Below are 15,504 nucleotides of genomic sequence, written 5' to 3' on the forward strand. Positions count from 1 at the left end.
CGTCCCGGTTGCCGAAGGATCGGTCGTGCGCGGTTGCGAGGCTGCGCGGTTCTCCTCAGGGGAAGAGACCTTGACCCATACCATGTACCCCCCGAACGCGACGGCGCACAAAATCAGCCCGCCAAGCAGGACTCCGAGGACGGGGCGACCGAGAGGCCCCTGACGCGCACGCTTGTCCGACACGATTTTTGGCATAACAATCCAATCTCTGAGATCTCGAAAATCCGGCAACGCCCCTGCGGGCCGATGTCCGGGCAACGCGAAAGCGGGAACCCGGTTCCGCTCGCTGCGCATGCTGGCCTGAGCTGTTGGGATCAAACATCGCCCAACATCGTTGAACGAAAACGGAACCGTGTGCGACGGCGCGCGTCGCAGTCATGTTTTCGCCGCTTTGACCGCGTGGTTTGAGCACTTGTTCAAGGACGATGTCTCATGCACGAAAATCGCATCAATCTCGACGGTATCTGGCAATTTCTCCACGTTTCCGACGACCGTCTTTCTGGCCCCGCGGAAGTGCGCCAGATTACCGTGCCGCGCCCGTGGCAGGCAGAGTTCTCAGATCTTCGCATGCGTGCCGGCATCGGTATTTACTGCCGCAATGTCGACATCCCGGCGGAATGGCTCCACGACAACATATGGATACGCTTCGGCGCGGTCTTTCATAACGTGCGTGTTTTTATCAACGGCGAACAGGTCGGCACCAATGAAGGCGGGTTTCTCCCCTTTGCGTTCGATGTCACGGGACACCTGAAAGCGGGGCGCAACGAGATCAAGGTTCGCGTCGATTCACCCACCGACAATCCGGCCGAGTTTCCGGATTCGCCTTTCGCCGAGATCCCGTTCGGCAAGCAGAGCTGGTATGGGCCGCTCTCCGGCATCTGGCAATCGGTCTATCTCGATCGCCGTATCGCCGATCACATGACGCGGGTGCGCGTCGTGCCGAACCGTGACACGGGCCGTGTCGCAGCCGGCGTCTTTTTTGCCCGCCATGTTCTCGCCGATACGCAAATCCGCGTCGAAGTGCGCGACCCGTCCGGGACGATCGTCATCGACGAAACCCATGGAACGCAGGTCGGCGTCACCAGCATGCCTTTCGATTTCGACATCCCGGAGGTCATGTCCTGGTCGCCGGATCATCCGCATCTCTATCACCTGCGCCTAATGATGATCAGGCAGGGCGAGGTCAAGGACGAAATCAAGGAGGAGTTCGGCTTTCGAACCATCGAAGCCCGCGATGGAAAATTCTACCTGAACGGCGAGCCTTTCTACATGCGCGCTGCCCTCGATCAGGATTATTACCCTGGGACCATCTGCACAGTTCCCTCGGTAGAGTTCCTCGAAGATCAGTTTCGCAAGGTGAAGGAGCTAGGTCTCAATACCTTGCGCTGCCACATCAAGGCGGCGGACCCACGCTATTACGACGTGGCGGATCGGATGGGTGTTCTCATCTGGACGGAACTGCCCAACGGCGGCATGACGACGGATCGCCTGCGCGGGCGAAAGGAAAAGCTTCTGAAGGGCATCGTCGACCGCGACGGCAATCATCCCTCCATCGCCATCTGGACGATCATCAACGAGAACTGGGGCGTGGATCTCGTCAACGATGCCGACCACCGGGATTGGCTGAAGCGCACCTTCGCCTGGCTCAAGGCATACGATCCGACCCGCCTGGTGGTCGACAATTCCCCGCTGGCGCCGAGTTTCCACGTGGAATCCGACATCGCGGATTATCACTTCTACGCTGGGTTTCCCGACCACCGTGATGAATGGGACCGCTTCGTCGATGAACTGGCGCACCGGGCCTCCTGGCTCTATTCGCCTCACGGCGACGCGGTGATCACGGGCCGCGAGCCCCTGATGTGCTCTGAATTCGGCAATTGGGGATTGCCCTACCCCAAGGACCTGCGCGACGAGAATGGCGACGAGCCCTGGTGGTTCGAGACGGGTCATGATTGGGGCGAAGGCGTCATGTACGCTCACGGCGTCGAAAATCGCTTTTCCGATTGGAGCATGGACCGTGTCTTCGGCGATCTGCGCCGCTTCGTGACAGCTGCGCAGTGGCAGCAGTTCCGAGCGTTGAAATACGAAATCGAGGCGATGCGGCGAAAACCAAGCCTTGCTGGTTACGTGATCACGGAACTTCACGATTGCCATTGGGAATCGAACGGCCTTCTCGACATGCGGCGAAACCCGCGCGTCTTCCATGAGCTGTTTCACATTATCAACGCCGATACGATCATCGTTCCGAAATGGGAGCGGGTCTCCTATTGGGCCGGCGAGACCGTGAAGCTTCAGATTTCCATCGCGCACGGCGCGGGGCCTGTACTGGAAGGTTGCAAGCTGGAAATTTCACTCGGCGGCAACAATAAACGCCTCTCGGTTCCTCGGCTCGAAGCTCCCTGCGTCGTCGATCTCGGAGACGTCGAAATGCACGTTCCTGAGCCGAGCGATCCGGAATTGCGTCGTATCGGCATGGAATTGCGCACAAGCGAAGGGCTCCTTATCGCCCAGAACCATGTCGATATCGCCGTCCATACGAAGCGCGGCTTTCCCGAGCGAGAGAAGCATCTCGTCTTTGCGTTCGACGAGGATTTACGCGAGCGCTTCGCCACCCTTGGCTATGGCATCGCGCGCGATTTGCAGGAAGCGAACATCGTCGTCTCTCATCATCACGACAAGGATGTCGCCGATCATGTGCGCAAAGGCGCGAGCCTCTTGTTGCTGCCGGAAGACGAGATGAACCTCTACCCGTTCTTCCCGCATTGGCAGAATGTGCGCGTCAAACAGCGGGACGGCACACTCTGGCGCGGTGACTGGGCCTCGTCCTTTGCATGGTTGCGCCGGGCCGGCCATTTCGCATCCTTCCCGAGCGGCCCGCTGCTCGATGAGACCATGGACCGGGTGTTACCCACTCACGTGATCTCCGGCTGCAACCTGCTCGATTTCCAGGCGCGCGTCTTTGCCGGCCTCGTCGTCGGCTGGATTCACAAGCCGGTGGCGCTGGGCGTCGAGCGCAGCTATGGGCGCGGCCGTATCGTGGCCTCCACCTTTCGTTTGTTCCGGGACGCACCGCTTGCCGACCCCACGGCGACGATTCTCACCGACAGCCTTCTCGAACTCTCAATCGAATCGCGTGCGGCCCGGCTCGAAGAGGCTGTACGTGCAGCTGAGGCTGCCGCCTGATCGTCGTTACTCGGCAGCGACCGGAGCTACGCCATTGCGGCCTCGTGGCAAGGTCCGCTCGCGACGCTTGAGCATGCGCTGATGAAGCATATCCAGATGCCGCGCCTCACGGAATGCGTCGAGCATCGGACTGCAGGCGAGGCGCTCGCCATGTGGTTCCGCGGGAACGAGCGGATCCCAGAGCCCCATTGGCGTCCAATCCTCCGGCCGGTGCCATTCGGGCATACCGAGGATCGGGTAAAGGCAGACGCCGTGGAATGGAACACCTTCTCGCAGCAAAGCTTCCGATTCCTCGGCGACCTCTCTCAACCAGGGCCCACGCATGTCGCCGACGTGGGTCGTCTCGGTAATCATCACGTCACCGCCGTACCGCTCCCAGACCATTCGGACGAGATCGCGCAGTCGTGCGCGACGAGGATCGTCATCCGCCAGCGGCGGGATCACCCCATCGGCCATCGGTGCGACGCCCCATTCCCATTGATTGGTCCAATAATAGTTGATGCCCACCACATCGAGATGCGCGCGACTGCCGCCGAGTTCCGGCAGGAGCCGCCCGCTCAGCATGTCCCAGGTTTGGAAAACGAGCCGCTCGTTGAAATCCCGCGCCTCGGCGTGGCATTCGGGTTTGTCCGGCGGCAGCGCGACACGGCAAAGCGGGTCGGCATTGACGATACACGCATCGGAGCGGACGGAACGGATCGCGTCGATGCCCGCAATCGCCGCGCGCACGAGAGCGACCTTCAAATCCCAACCGCGACCGGTGGTATGGGGCGCAAAGAGACCCTTTTCACCTGCGGCATAGGCCATGAAGGACGGTTCGTTGACCGGGGTCATGTAAAGCCGCCCGGAAATGCGTCTGTCGAGATAGCGCGCGGTAGCGTAGCAATAGTCGGCGAAGCGGGCGGGGAAATCATGGCTCCAGAGATCGATGTGAGTCGGGAAGCCGTAGTGGAACAGATCCCAGATCACATCCACCTCGTGCGCCGCCGCCGCTTTCACAAAGGGCTCGACCGAGGAAAAATCGTACCGCCCTCGGCCCTGATCGATCAGTGGCCAGCGCGCGACCTCGCGAGCGCCACGCATGCCAAGTGCGGCGATTTGCCGATAATCGTCCTGAAGCGTGGCAGCATGGCCAGTGGCGACAACCTGATCGAACCATTGTCCGTGGCGATTGTAGCCGGTCGAGCCTTCGAAACCGGCAAGAAAGAAACTACGAAACATGAAGACTCCCGCTCCTTCATGCGCGCAAAAGGCCGACGCCTTCGACGCCGCGCGCGACGGTGCTCCGATAGGAACGGACGAGAGGAGTTTCAGTTCGATCAAGATTGCGCGGATCCAGATCCCACAATCCCATTCGCCCAAGATAATCCGCGGGTGAACGCCGACCTTGGCGGTAGGCCCAGGCGACGAGATCGAACATCGGCCACCAGGTATAGCCGATCAGAGGAACGCCTTCCGAACGGAGGACGCGCACGGCGGTAAGAGAATCGTCGAGCCAATCCTGCCGTCGCCGCACCGAACCCATGGAGGCGGTTTCGCTGACAAAGATGGGCGCTCCGTAGCGTCGGTGATAAAGGCGCCCGAGCGCGGCGACGAGATCGCCCGAGGCGTAGGGTTTGTCGATACGAAGCCGCCCCTGCCTGTCACGCCGCAGGATTTTCTGCGTGAACATGGGATAGAGATTCATGCCGATGAGCGGGAGATCGACCGCATGACGCTTGAACCAGTCGAGCTCTTCCTCCCCTGCGCCGTACGCGAGCAGAAAACGCAACAAGGCATGATCGCGCGTCACGCGCCCGCTGATGAGATCAAGCGCCAGAAAGACGATCTCCTGCCGCTGTGCGGCCTCGGCGGCCAGATCGGGTGTTGCCGCCGCATACAGATCCGTCGCATCCACGTGAGCGATGACGATCTCCGCATCGACAGCGCTCAAGGCCTCCACTGTCCGCACGATGCCACGGGCAATGGCGAGCATGACTGCGACGAAGCCGCGCCATCCACGTCGGAAAGGCGGCCACCAGCCGAGCCGCCCGCAATACCACGCAGTGATACGCGGCTCGTTAAGGGGCGTGTACCAGAAAACGCGCCCCTTGAAGCGCTCCGCCACGCGTCGCGCATATTCCGCTACAAGTTCAGGATAATCGGGATCGAGATAAGCGCCCTCGATCCAGGGCGGCAAGCCGTAATGAACGAGATCGACAATGGGCTCGATGCCGCGTTCAAGCAAATATTCCAGGGTTTTGTCGGCGAAATCCCAATCCCACCGGCCCGCTTCGGGCTGAATATGGTGCCAGGGAATTCCATAGCGCGCCGTTGTCACGCCGAGCTGCGCGATGAGATCGATATCCTCACGCCAGCGTTCGTAGTGGCCGGTCAGCTCGTACTCGTCGAGCGTTCGTCCCGTCGCGGGCCATGGCGCGGTGATGAAGGTGTCTTCGATCCCGGTTGCCCACAAGAACGCATCCGGCGCGGTCAGCCTCGGAAGTTGCGAGCGTCTTGGGAGGGGCATGACGCGACCCGCGAGAGCTCAGAGCGGAATGCGCGCGGCTCTGCGCGGCATCGTAAAGCCGGAACCGATGGGCAGCGTTTCGTTGATGCGGCGGAAAGTGGCCAGCGCCTGCCCGACGATTTGATCCATGTTGTAATAACGATATGTCGCCAATCTTCCGACGAACCAGACGTCGGGCATCGCCTCCGCCAGGCGTTCATATTGTTTGTAGAGGGCTTGGTTCTCAGGCTTGGGAACGGGGTAGTACGGATCTCCCTCATCCGTCGGAAATTCATAGGTCAGCGCTGTCTTGGCGTGCTTTTGCCCGGTCAGATGCTTGTATTCGGTCACCCGCGTATAGTCGTATGTCTGCGGATAGTTCACGACGCCGACAGACTGATGCCATTCCTCGTCGAGCGTCACATGCTCGAAACGCAGAGAACGATACGGCAATTTGCCGAATCTGAAATCGAAATACTCATCGATAGGCCCGGTATAGATGAGACGCCGGAACGGAACGAGATCCTTCACGTCATGATAGTCGGCCTGCGTCATCACATGAATGTTGGGGTGACGAACCATACGTTCGAACATGCGCGTATAGCCGTATTTCGGCATGAACTGGAATTCGTCGCCGAAATAGCGATCGTCCCGGTTCGTTCGGGTCGGCACCCGCGCGGTCACGGACTTGTCGAGTTCGGAAGGATCGAGTCCCCATTGCTTGCGGGTATAACCGCGAAAGAACTTTTCGTAGAGTTCACGTCCGACCTTTGAGACGACCACATCTTCTGAAGTCCTGATCTCGCCGACATCCTCCGCCCGCTCGGCGAACCATTGCTCGAGGTCTTCGGAGGTCAGATGCAAACCGTAGAGTTTGTTGACCGTGTCGAGGTTGATCGGAATGGGAACGAGCATTCCATCGACTTCGGCAAGAACGCGATGCTCATAGGGCCGCCACTCGGTGAAGCGGGAAAGATAATCGAAGATCTGCTTCGCGTTAGTGTGGAAGATGTGCGGCCCATATTGATGGATAAGCAAACCTTCTTCATCGTATCGGTCATAGGCGTTGCCGCCGATGTGATTGCGTCGGTCGATGAGAAGAACGCGTTCGCCGCGATCGACAGCGATGCGCTCGGCAAGAACGCTTCCGGCGAAACCCGCACCCACAATCAGCCAATCATACATGCCGCTCACTCCGCCCGTACCGCGAGGCGTGAGATGGGGGCGTGCCTCGTCGCTTTGCTCTCCATCGCCGAGAGCATCAATTGATGCATCGAAGCCCATGTCTTGTCCCAGGATCCGGTCGCGAGTTGACGGTCGACCTTCGCGAGCCACAATTCCTTCGGGCGTTTCAAGATGGCTTCAGCCCGCGCAACAACATCCCGTGCATTATCCGCGATCTCGACGAGACCCTTCTCGCCATAGGGTCGCACCACGTCCGCGATCCGCGTCGAGATGACGGGAAGACCCGCCGCGAGGAATTCAGGCGTTTTTGTCGGGCTGATGAAACGGGTGGCGTCGTTGAGGGCAAACGGCATGAACCCCGCATCCCAACCAGCCAGATAGACCGGGAGTTCGCAGTATGATTTCGGCCCCAACCAATGGATATTGGCGTGGCGGGGCAGAACTTTCGGGTCGATCTTCACGATGGGGCCGATCATCACGAATTGCCAATCGGGCCGCAGTTGCGCGACCTCATCAAGCAAATCCGTATCCATGCGCTCATCGATGACGCCGAAAAATCCGAGACGCGGGAACGGGATATTCGCCTGATCGCCCGGATCGCAGCGCCCTCGGCGCGCAGCAGCGAAATGAGCGGCATCGATGGAAGATGGAAAGGCGTGCACGTTGCGATGTCGCCGCCGCTTCGCCTCGTAGAGGCTCAATCCGCCAGTGAACACGAGGTCGGCGCGCTCGAACAGATCCCGTTCCAGCAACATCAGTTCGTGAGAGGCCCCGTGAAACAGCGAGAGTTCATCCATGTTGTCATAGACACACAGATCGCACTCCAGGCCTCGCGTGAAGGCAATAGCCATTGGTGTGTAGTACCAGAAGACGCGCGCGCGATCGTCCTCGTTGTCGATGAGGTCTTCGACGAGATTGTGCTGATGAAGCAAAACATCGGTCGGGCTCAAACCCTCCGGCAGGATCGGAACGGCAACGGCGAGGTTGTGACCGCGCTGGCTCACCCTCATGTGTGGCGTTGCGCCAACTTCCAGGATTGGCTCCTCGATCACGAGGACATCATAATTTTTCGCCGCTCGCGTCATCAAATGCTGCGGGCGTTGCCAAACGAAGTCCCAGCGCAGGTGAGAATAACAGACCAGAAGTGGCTTTTGCGAACTGGCCCTGAGAGAGTGATAGGCATGCGCAGAAGTCGTCGCACGCTCGTGCATTTCGCGAGTCCTTACATTTCAAAATTCGGACAACCGAAGTCCGGAGGGGTAAGAATTGTGGTGTTTTAAGGATCGGACCGGCGCACAGAAGCAGGCGCGATCATTGGACAAACGCAATTGGTGCATGCGAGTTCCGGTTTCCAGGTGCGACGGATTGAAGGCTGGAAGAGCAGAGCTACTTCTTCTCAAGCATGAGCGTGCCCTGCTTCTGGATAAAACCCTTCGTTTTCTCCGCAAGCATCGACAAAAGCCAGGGCAATTGCACCTCGACACGCACCTGATCGGCCATCACATCGATATGTCCATCGATATGTTGTCCCATCAAGCCGAGGTGAAAGTTCAAACGGTCCTCGTTCCACTCATGGTTCAGCCCGGCGATCATTTCAGCGAATTGCGATTCGAGCATCGTCAAGCCGCTCTGCAAGCGGCGCGCGGCTTCATCCTTGCCCAAACGATGAGGAATGAAAACGACAAGCGGCTTGGACATTTGTGGCTCCCGTCGTCAAAGCCTCGCACGAAGCCGGGCATCGTTCATGGTTACAGCATCTCGACCTTGAAGGCGCGCACGACAATGGTTTCCTGTTCGAAACGTCGTTCGATTTCGGCGCGGTACTTTTCCCACCAAGCACGATCCGGATCGCGGGTCATGACTTCGAACACCACGACGTTGTCGTGATGAGTGTGACCACCTTCTTTCCAGGCGCCGTCGCTGGGCACGCGGGTGTAGCTCGTCACGCCACCAAAATGGCCCACTAATTCCGAGCGGACGCGCGCGAAGGCCTCTCCCTGAAAGCGTCGACCCGCCGGATCGGCCAATGGCAACAGGATCTGAACCAGATGCATGCCATCAATCTAGAGCGTGACCGGGCGAAGAGGAGACCGGTTTGCCAAAAGATCGAGAGAGCTTGAGAACATGATCCTCGGCGGAGCGGGATCATGTTTCACAAGGCTGTATCTTTAGGCTTGCATCATCTCATAGACAGGCCGGTGCGAGGGCTTTGAAACCCGCCAGGGATGCTCCGTCGAGGCGTTGATCGCCTCTGAGGCTCGCAAGCGGCGCGCGGTGCCATCCGCCATGACCTCGTCGATCATCACGAAACCGGAGATATTGAGGCGCGTCGCCATGACCTTCGTCGCCCGGTCTTCGGCCGCTATCGGCAGAGAACCGGCCATGTAGATCGCGTCCATCAGGCTTTTCTGATCACGTCCTAAAGAAGCCGACGAGCGTGCGCCCGGAAAACGAACCACGTTCGTCGGCTGGAGGGATGTCGTTTCCATTTAAGCAACCCTTGGTCCCGAATCGAACCCGAGGATCGCTGGAAGGAATTAAAAACCACCTAACCCTAATCGAGTCTATGCAGGGACACGTAAGCTGTGCCGGTGGACGTGACCCCAAGTTCCTGTGCCGGCCCTTTCGCGAGGTCGATGATCCGGCCACGGATGAACGGCCCCCGGTCATTCACGCGGACCACGACCGAACGCCCGTTCCTTTCGTTCACCACACGGAGCTTCGTTCCGAATGGCAGAGTGCGGTGGGCGGCGGTCATGGCGTTCGAGTTGAAGGATTCTCCACTCGCCGTGCGGCGACCATGGAAGCCTGGGCCGTACCAGGAGGCACCGCCTCGCTGAATTTCCTGTCCAGACGATGTTTTGACGATCGAACCGGTTCGATCTGCTGACGTTGCGTTACAAGCTGTAACACTAAGGAGCGCTAGAATTGGTGCGCGGACGAGGATGTTATTCAAAGGAAATCTCCCCTATTCCTGGTTGCAGAAAGGGGAAAACTGCGCTGTAACAAGGCGAGATTATGGCTCAGCTAGCCTCGAAAATTTTGGAACAGATCTTGCTTTATATGGCTAAGCTTGGGTTTTGATTACGGCTACGCTATGTAAATATAGGTTTTCCTATATTATTATATAACAACGACTGTAGCATTTCGTAACGAAATGTTACTCGTGAAAGTTGAATAAAAAGGAACACAGCAACCACATGCAATGATGGTCGCAGGGTGGAGACGGTGCCCCAATGCACAAAGAGCACGGGTTCCCCCGTGCTCTTTGTGAAAGATGTCCTGAAGAGGCGACTGGAGGGTCTATGCTGGTGCGACCGTCAGTTCGAGCGCATCCCGACGCAGCCAGCGCCACAGCATGAGAGCGGCTACCACCGCCAGACCCGTGGCGAGCCCGATCCAGATTCCAATGCCTTTGAGGCTCGTGCCGAACGCGAGAGCCGCACCAAGCGGCAGTCCGACACCCCAGTAGCCGAGCCCTGCATAGATCATCGGAACTTTCGTATCCTGCAATCCGCGCAACATGCCTGCGCCGACCGCCTGTGCCCCGTCCGCCAATTGGAACAGAGCTGCCAGCATCAGGAAGGAAAGTGCGAACTCGATCACCGGCGTATTCCGAGGGTCGCCTAGGTCAAGGAACGCGGAGATGAGCAAGCGTGGAGCAAACAGCATCAGCGCCGCCGTGAAGATCATGAAGCCGACGCCGAGCGCGAAGGCCGTCCAACCCGCGCGTGCAATCCCATCAGGATCCTGCGCCCCATAGGCGCGCCCGACGCGGACAGTCACCGCCTGCCCAAAGCCGAACGGCACCATGAAGCAGAAGGACGCGATCTGCAGCGCGATGGCGTGGGCCGCAAGTTCGCTGGCGCCAATGCGCCCCATGAGCAGCGCGGCGGCGTTGAAGATCGTCACTTCAAAGGCCAAGGTGAGCGCAATCGGAATACCGATCCTCCACAAGGCGCGAAAGCGCGGCCAGTCCGCACGCCAGAAACGCCCGAAGAGATGATAGCGTCTGAACCTGCGGTCATACCTGGTCACCATCGCTAGCGCGACGAACATAAAGGTGCTGGAAATCACCGTGCCGAGGCCCGCTCCCTGGAGGCCGAAGACCGGAAGCCCGAACTCTCCGAACATCAGGCAATAAGCTGCGCCGAGATTGATCGGCACCGCGAGGATGCCGATGACGAGCGCCCAGCCAGGCCGTTCGAGCGCGGCAAGAAACGACCGCAGCACAAGATAGAACAGGAACGGCAGAAGGCTCCATTGCAAGGCGCGGATATAAGCGCCCGCTTCCCTCGCGAGATTGGCCTCCTGCCCGATGGCAAGCAGAATTCGCTCCCCGTTCCAGGTCACGATCCAGATCGGAATAGCTACCATCACCGCGCACCATAGACCCTGTCGAACCGTGCGGCGCACATCGCGCACCGAGTGGCGTTTGCGGCCAAGCTCTTCCGCGATCAAAGGCGATGTTGCACTCATCAACCCGATGCCGAAAATCAGAAAGGCGAAATAGAGATTCGTGCCGAGTGCGCCGGCCGCGAGCGCGTCCGACCCGAGCCGTCCCATGAGAATGACATCGGTGGTCATCAAAGCGTTCTGCGCAACGTTTGTGAGAACCAGCGGCCAGCTGAGAGCGAGCGTGGCGCGAAATTCCGCAGCCCAGGCCGAGCGTTTGTCGTTATTGCGTGAGGTATCCATGGTGCCGCGCTTGTAGCGCGAAAGGCGAGGATAGCGCCACCCCGATCCTCGCTATCGACAAAGCGTTACGATCAGGATTGGAACAGAGGCACGATCTTGTCGTCGCCCGACCGTGGGAGATGGCGCTGGATCGCCAGGTCGAGATCACCGCTGACGATCGGTTTGTGAAGCAGCGTGAACTCGCTCCAATCCTCTGGAACCAGCGTGTTTCCGGTGAGCAGCACCACAGGCAGATCCGGATGTGCCTGCCTGATTTCCCGCGCGAAGGTGACCCCGTCCATAGGCCCGGGCATGGTCACGTCTGCGATGATGAGATCAGGTTTTTGCCGGCTCAGCGTCGCAACCGCCTCCTCGACTTCGGTTGCGATGCGAACCGCGTAGCCGGATTCCTCGAGCATGCTCTGCAATGCGAGCGCGACCTCCAGCTCGTCGTCGACGACGAGAATGTTGGCCGCAATCTTGCCATCCTCGAAAGCCGTCTCGTCCGAACCGGCTCGCGCGCCGATACGCAAAGGCAGTTCAGCGCGAGGCAGGTAAAGGAACGCCGAAATCGACCCCTCGATCAGCTGCCCCATTTCGACTGCGCCGCTGCTTTCTCGAACGAAATTGAACACCTGATCAAGCCCCGGATCGACGGAGACATCGTCCTTCTCGAAGGAAGTGAGCATCGGATCCGGGACGGGTTCGGAGACCTCTACAGTAAGGCCGGATTGGCTCCCATGAAACGCAATCTGAATGCAATCGCCGGACAGATCGGCGTTGGCGAGCGAGCCCGGCTCCACATGCCGGTTGGAGGCTTCGATCGACACAGCCGCGCCGTTCGGTAGCGCATCGCGAATATGGACGCCCAGATGAACGATGGCGGCTTCGAGCTCCTGAGGATCCACCCTCACGGGCCAGAGCTTTTCCGCGGTCGAACAACGGACGTCCACACCACTGCTGCGGAAGGAGCGTCCGAGCAGCATGGCGACGGAACCGATCTGCTTGGCCACATCGACATATTGCACTTCCGGATCGTTACGTCGCGTGAAGGCCAGCACCTTCGCGATCAGGACCGCCGCCTGATCCGAGGCCACCAGGGCCGAGAGCAATTTTCGTTGAAGTGTGGGCTGATCCTTGATCTGCTTGGCGACCGCATCCACGTTGGCGCTGATCACCATCAGCTTGTTGTTCAGATCGTGAGCCACGCCGCCCCGCAGGCGGTTCACCGCATCGAGCTTCTGCGCAACGCGCATTCTCTCGATCCGTTCATCGACCGTGCGGCTCTGCTGAACGGGCTCGGTCAGCGATGCGCGCCAACCCGCGACGCCAATATGAGGAATGGACGGAGAGCGCTCCATCGGAAAGGCATCTTCGACCCGCAGTTCGCCCTCTTCCGCCGGCTCGATGAAACGGCCGACCTGCCGCCCGATCGCCAATGGAATCCCGACGGCTGCGACGAGAAACACGAGCGTGCTGACAACGGCCACGGCGACAGCGCCATTCGCGAGAGCGACGCCGGTCACGACAAAGCCCGCAAGGATCAGCACGCAACTCGAAGCCGCGAGGTAGAACTTGATGGGTTGAGGCAGTCGCTTCATCACGAGCCGTCCGAGCAAAGGCATTGACGTGGCGGGAACCGGACGCCAAGAGCAATCCGATATGCGAGACGAGGAACTTTCGATCTAGCGCTCACCCGGCGGTCAAGTCCTTGTGCTCTTGTCTTTTCTTGGGAGTTCATCTTGCGATTTCGCTTTTCGTTGAACCTGACACGCCTTTCCCCGGCCTTGCCCATTCTCTTGGGCTTGGCCTCGGTCGCGCACGCACAAGACAATGTCGAGCATCGCATCAATGAGCTTTTATCCCGCATGACGCTCGAAGAGAAGGTGGGACAGCTCAATCTCATCTCTCATGGCCCCCCCCTGGATTGGAATAATATTGCAAATGGCAAGATCGGGGCATTTCTGAACTTCAACAGTGCTGGGGATATCGCCCAGGCGCAAAGCCTCGCGCGCCAGTCGCGCTTGAAGATCCCGGCCCTCTTCGGTCTCGATATTTTGCATGGATTCCGAACCCAGTTTCCTGTTCCACTTGGCGAAGCCGCCGCTTTTAATCCCAGATTGTCGCAACTCGCCTCGACCTTTGCCGCACGGGAAGCGTCCCATGTCGGCGTGCAATGGACCTTTGCGCCTATGGCGGATCTGTCCCGGGACAGCCGCTGGGGCCGAATCGTGGAGGGATTCGGCGAGGATCCTTATCTGGGCTCGGTTCTCACCGCCGCCCGCGTCCGGGGCTTTCGGGAGGGTGGCCTCGCAACGGCGGTCAAGCATTTCGCGGGCTACGGGGCTCCGCAGGGCGGGCGCGACTACGACACCACCTTCATTCCGCGCGCGGAGATGTATGACATCTACCTCCCGTCCTTCCAAGCCGCGGTGGAGGCGGGAACCGTCAGCGTCATGGCGGCTTTCAACGCGCTCAACGGCATGCCGGCAACAGCCAATGAATGGCTTCAGACCGAGGTCCTGCGCCATCAATGGGGCTTTCGCGGCTTCGTGACCTCCGATTGGGGCGGCGTCGGAGAACTCATCGGCCATGGTATCGCCGCCGACGGCGCGGAAGCCGCCCGAAAAGCGCTTCTCGCAGGCGTCGACATGGACATGATGGGAGAACTCTACGTATCCCACCTGCCTGACGAGGTCCGCGCCGGGCGCGTCCCGCAGAAGGCGGTGGACGAGGCCGTTCGGCGCGTGCTGCGGGCCAAGATGGAACTCGGCCTTTTCGAGCGCCCCGACGCGGATCCGAGCCATGATGATTCGGCTTTTCCCTCCCGCGAATCCCGCCAGGCCGCGCGCGACGTCGCGGCCGAGAGCCTTGTCCTGCTCGCGAATCGCGACCAGACCTTACCGATCGGGGCGGGCATCCGCTCGGTTGCGGTCGTCGGCCCTCTGGCGGACGCACCGCGCGACCAATTGGGCCCTCATGCCGCCCGTGGCCATGAGCAGGACAGTGTCAGCCTCCTGCAAGGCATTCGCGCCCGTGCCGCCAGGGCGGGCGTCGAGGTTCGCTATGCTCCGGCCTGCGATCTGTTCTGCCGGACCATCGATCATCTGCCGGAGGCGGTTGAGGCTGCCCGTTCGTCCGATCTCATCATCGCGGTCTTCGGCGAGCCGCAGGAACTGTCCGGCGAGGCGGCCTCGCGCACACGGATGACGCTGAGTGGAAGCCAGGAAGCCGCGCTCAAGGCGCTCATTGCCACAGGTAAGCCGGTCGTTCTCGTGCTGATCGCCGGACGGCCGCTGGAACTCAACTCGCTCGCCGACAAGCTTTCCTCGATCCTGATGGCCTGGTATCCGGGAACGGAAGGGGGCTCAGCCGTGGCGGATGCCCTCTTCGGCGACACGAACCCGAGTGGCAAGCTGCCGGTCAGCTGGCCGCGCGCTGGCGGCCAATTGCCGCTCTATTACAACCGTTTGCCGACCGGGCGCCCGACGCTCCCGAACAACCGATTCACGCTCAACTATATCGATGAGGCGATCACGCCGCTCTACCCATTCGGCTGGGGCCTCGGCTACAGCGCCTTCACCTATTCGGATGCGAGCATCGGCAAATCGCAACTCGCAAAGAACGAGACCCTGTCCGTTACGGTCACCGTGAAGAATGCCGGAGAGCGGGCAGGACAGGAGGTCGTGCAGCTCTACACCCGCGATCCCGTGGCAAGCCGCAGTCGACCGCTTCGCGAATTGAAAGCCTTCGAAAAAATCGCCCTCGCGCCCGGAGAAAGTCGGCAGGTGACCCTCGAAGTCCCGGTCGACAGGCTGGGCTTCCACCTCGACGATGGGACTTATCTTGTCGAACGTGGGGCCATTCAGGTCTTCGTCGGCGGAAGTTCCCTTGCGGACAAAATCGGCGAGGTCGAGATCACGGAAGAGACGAGGCGGGCCCCTCCCCAGGAGTAGGCAGGCCTGACTTCC

General features: G+C 60.1%; 12 protein-coding genes. 2 read left to right on the plus strand and 10 right to left on the minus strand.

The annotated features are described in order from the left end of the window. Nucleotides 1–432: 432 nt before the first annotated feature. Nucleotides 433–3,183, plus strand: a complete 2,751-nt coding sequence (locus AB4072_RS14695) for a glycoside hydrolase family 2 protein (RefSeq protein ID WP_441969055.1) — start codon at nt 433–435, stop codon at nt 3,181–3,183. Nucleotides 3,184–3,189: 6 nt separating this feature from the next. Here the strand turns inward: AB4072_RS14695 and AB4072_RS14700 are convergent, their stop codons facing one another. The 10 genes from AB4072_RS14700 to AB4072_RS14745 form a co-directional block, all read right to left on the minus strand. Beyond that, nucleotides 3,190–4,404 (minus strand): glycoside hydrolase, encoded by a 1,215-nt coding sequence (locus AB4072_RS14700; protein ID WP_441969056.1) that lies wholly within the window; start codon nt 4,402–4,404, stop codon nt 3,190–3,192. A 16-nt stretch (nt 4,405–4,420) separates the two neighbouring features. Next, nucleotides 4,421–5,692, minus strand: coding sequence for a family 1 glycosylhydrolase (locus AB4072_RS14705; protein ID WP_441969057.1), 1,272 nt, complete (start codon nt 5,690–5,692; stop codon nt 4,421–4,423). Between the two features lie 18 nt (nt 5,693–5,710). Then, nucleotides 5,711–6,856 carry a UDP-galactopyranose mutase gene (gene glf, locus AB4072_RS14710; protein ID WP_441969214.1) on the minus strand — a complete coding sequence of 382 codons (1,146 nt, stop codon included), beginning with the start codon at nt 6,854–6,856 and terminating at the stop codon, nt 5,711–5,713. A gap of 5 nt (nt 6,857–6,861) precedes the next feature. Beyond that, on the minus strand, nt 6,862–8,067 hold the full coding sequence (locus AB4072_RS14715; RefSeq protein ID WP_441969058.1) for a glycosyltransferase: 1,206 nt from the start codon (nt 8,065–8,067) through the stop codon (nt 6,862–6,864). A gap of 175 nt (nt 8,068–8,242) precedes the next feature. After that, nucleotides 8,243–8,554 carry a polyhydroxyalkanoic acid system family protein gene (locus AB4072_RS14720; protein WP_441969060.1) on the minus strand — a complete coding sequence of 104 codons (312 nt, stop codon included), beginning with the start codon at nt 8,552–8,554 and terminating at the stop codon, nt 8,243–8,245. A gap of 50 nt (nt 8,555–8,604) precedes the next feature. Further along, the gene (locus tag AB4072_RS14725; protein WP_441969062.1) at nt 8,605–8,910 is read right to left on the minus strand and encodes a hypothetical protein; all 306 of its coding nucleotides are present in this window, start codon (nt 8,908–8,910) and stop codon (nt 8,605–8,607) included. A 114-nt stretch (nt 8,911–9,024) separates the two neighbouring features. Beyond that, nucleotides 9,025–9,345, minus strand: a complete 321-nt coding sequence (locus AB4072_RS14730) for a hypothetical protein (RefSeq protein WP_441969063.1) — start codon at nt 9,343–9,345, stop codon at nt 9,025–9,027. 65 nt (nt 9,346–9,410) lie between these two features. Then, nucleotides 9,411–9,812, minus strand: a complete 402-nt coding sequence (locus AB4072_RS14735; protein ID WP_441969065.1) for a septal ring lytic transglycosylase RlpA family protein — start codon at nt 9,810–9,812, stop codon at nt 9,411–9,413. 347 nt (nt 9,813–10,159) lie between these two features. After that, complete coding sequence (locus tag AB4072_RS14740) at nt 10,160–11,554, minus strand: MATE family efflux transporter (RefSeq protein ID WP_441969067.1); 1,395 nt, start codon at nt 11,552–11,554, stop codon at nt 10,160–10,162. A 71-nt stretch (nt 11,555–11,625) separates the two neighbouring features. After that, nucleotides 11,626–13,134 carry a response regulator gene (locus AB4072_RS14745; protein WP_441969068.1) on the minus strand — a complete coding sequence of 503 codons (1,509 nt, stop codon included), beginning with the start codon at nt 13,132–13,134 and terminating at the stop codon, nt 11,626–11,628. Between the two features lie 141 nt (nt 13,135–13,275). Between AB4072_RS14745 and AB4072_RS14750 the strand changes: the two genes are divergently transcribed. Next, nucleotides 13,276–15,489, plus strand: coding sequence for a glycoside hydrolase family 3 N-terminal domain-containing protein (locus tag AB4072_RS14750; RefSeq protein WP_441969069.1), 2,214 nt, complete (start codon nt 13,276–13,278; stop codon nt 15,487–15,489). The last annotated feature ends 15 nt before the right edge of the window (nt 15,490–15,504 follow it).

This window comes from Microvirga sp. 2MCAF38 (assembly GCF_052115485.1).
In the GTDB taxonomy this organism is placed as follows: Bacteria; Pseudomonadota; Alphaproteobacteria; order Rhizobiales; family Beijerinckiaceae; genus Microvirga.

Coding starts and splice junctions, on each gene's coding strand:
- AB4072_RS14730 (WP_441969063.1), bottom strand. CDS start 9,345: ATGGAAACGACATCCCTCCAGCCGACGAACGTGGTTCGTTTTCCGGGC.
- AB4072_RS14740 (WP_441969067.1), bottom strand. CDS start 11,554: ATGGATACCTCACGCAATAACGACAAACGCTCGGCCTGGGCTGCGGAA.
- AB4072_RS14720 (WP_441969060.1), bottom strand. CDS start 8,554: ATGTCCAAGCCGCTTGTCGTTTTCATTCCTCATCGTTTGGGCAAGGAT.
- AB4072_RS14745 (WP_441969068.1), bottom strand. CDS start 13,134: ATGAAGCGACTGCCTCAACCCATCAAGTTCTACCTCGCGGCTTCGAGT.
- AB4072_RS14725 (WP_441969062.1), bottom strand. CDS start 8,910: ATGCATCTGGTTCAGATCCTGTTGCCATTGGCCGATCCGGCGGGTCGA.
- glf (WP_441969214.1), bottom strand. CDS start 6,856: ATGTATGATTGGCTGATTGTGGGTGCGGGTTTCGCCGGAAGCGTTCTT.
- AB4072_RS14695 (WP_441969055.1), top strand. CDS start 433: ATGCACGAAAATCGCATCAATCTCGACGGTATCTGGCAATTTCTCCAC.
- AB4072_RS14715 (WP_441969058.1), bottom strand. CDS start 8,067: ATGCACGAGCGTGCGACGACTTCTGCGCATGCCTATCACTCTCTCAGG.
- AB4072_RS14700 (WP_441969056.1), bottom strand. CDS start 4,404: ATGTTTCGTAGTTTCTTTCTTGCCGGTTTCGAAGGCTCGACCGGCTAC.
- AB4072_RS14705 (WP_441969057.1), bottom strand. CDS start 5,692: ATGCCCCTCCCAAGACGCTCGCAACTTCCGAGGCTGACCGCGCCGGAT.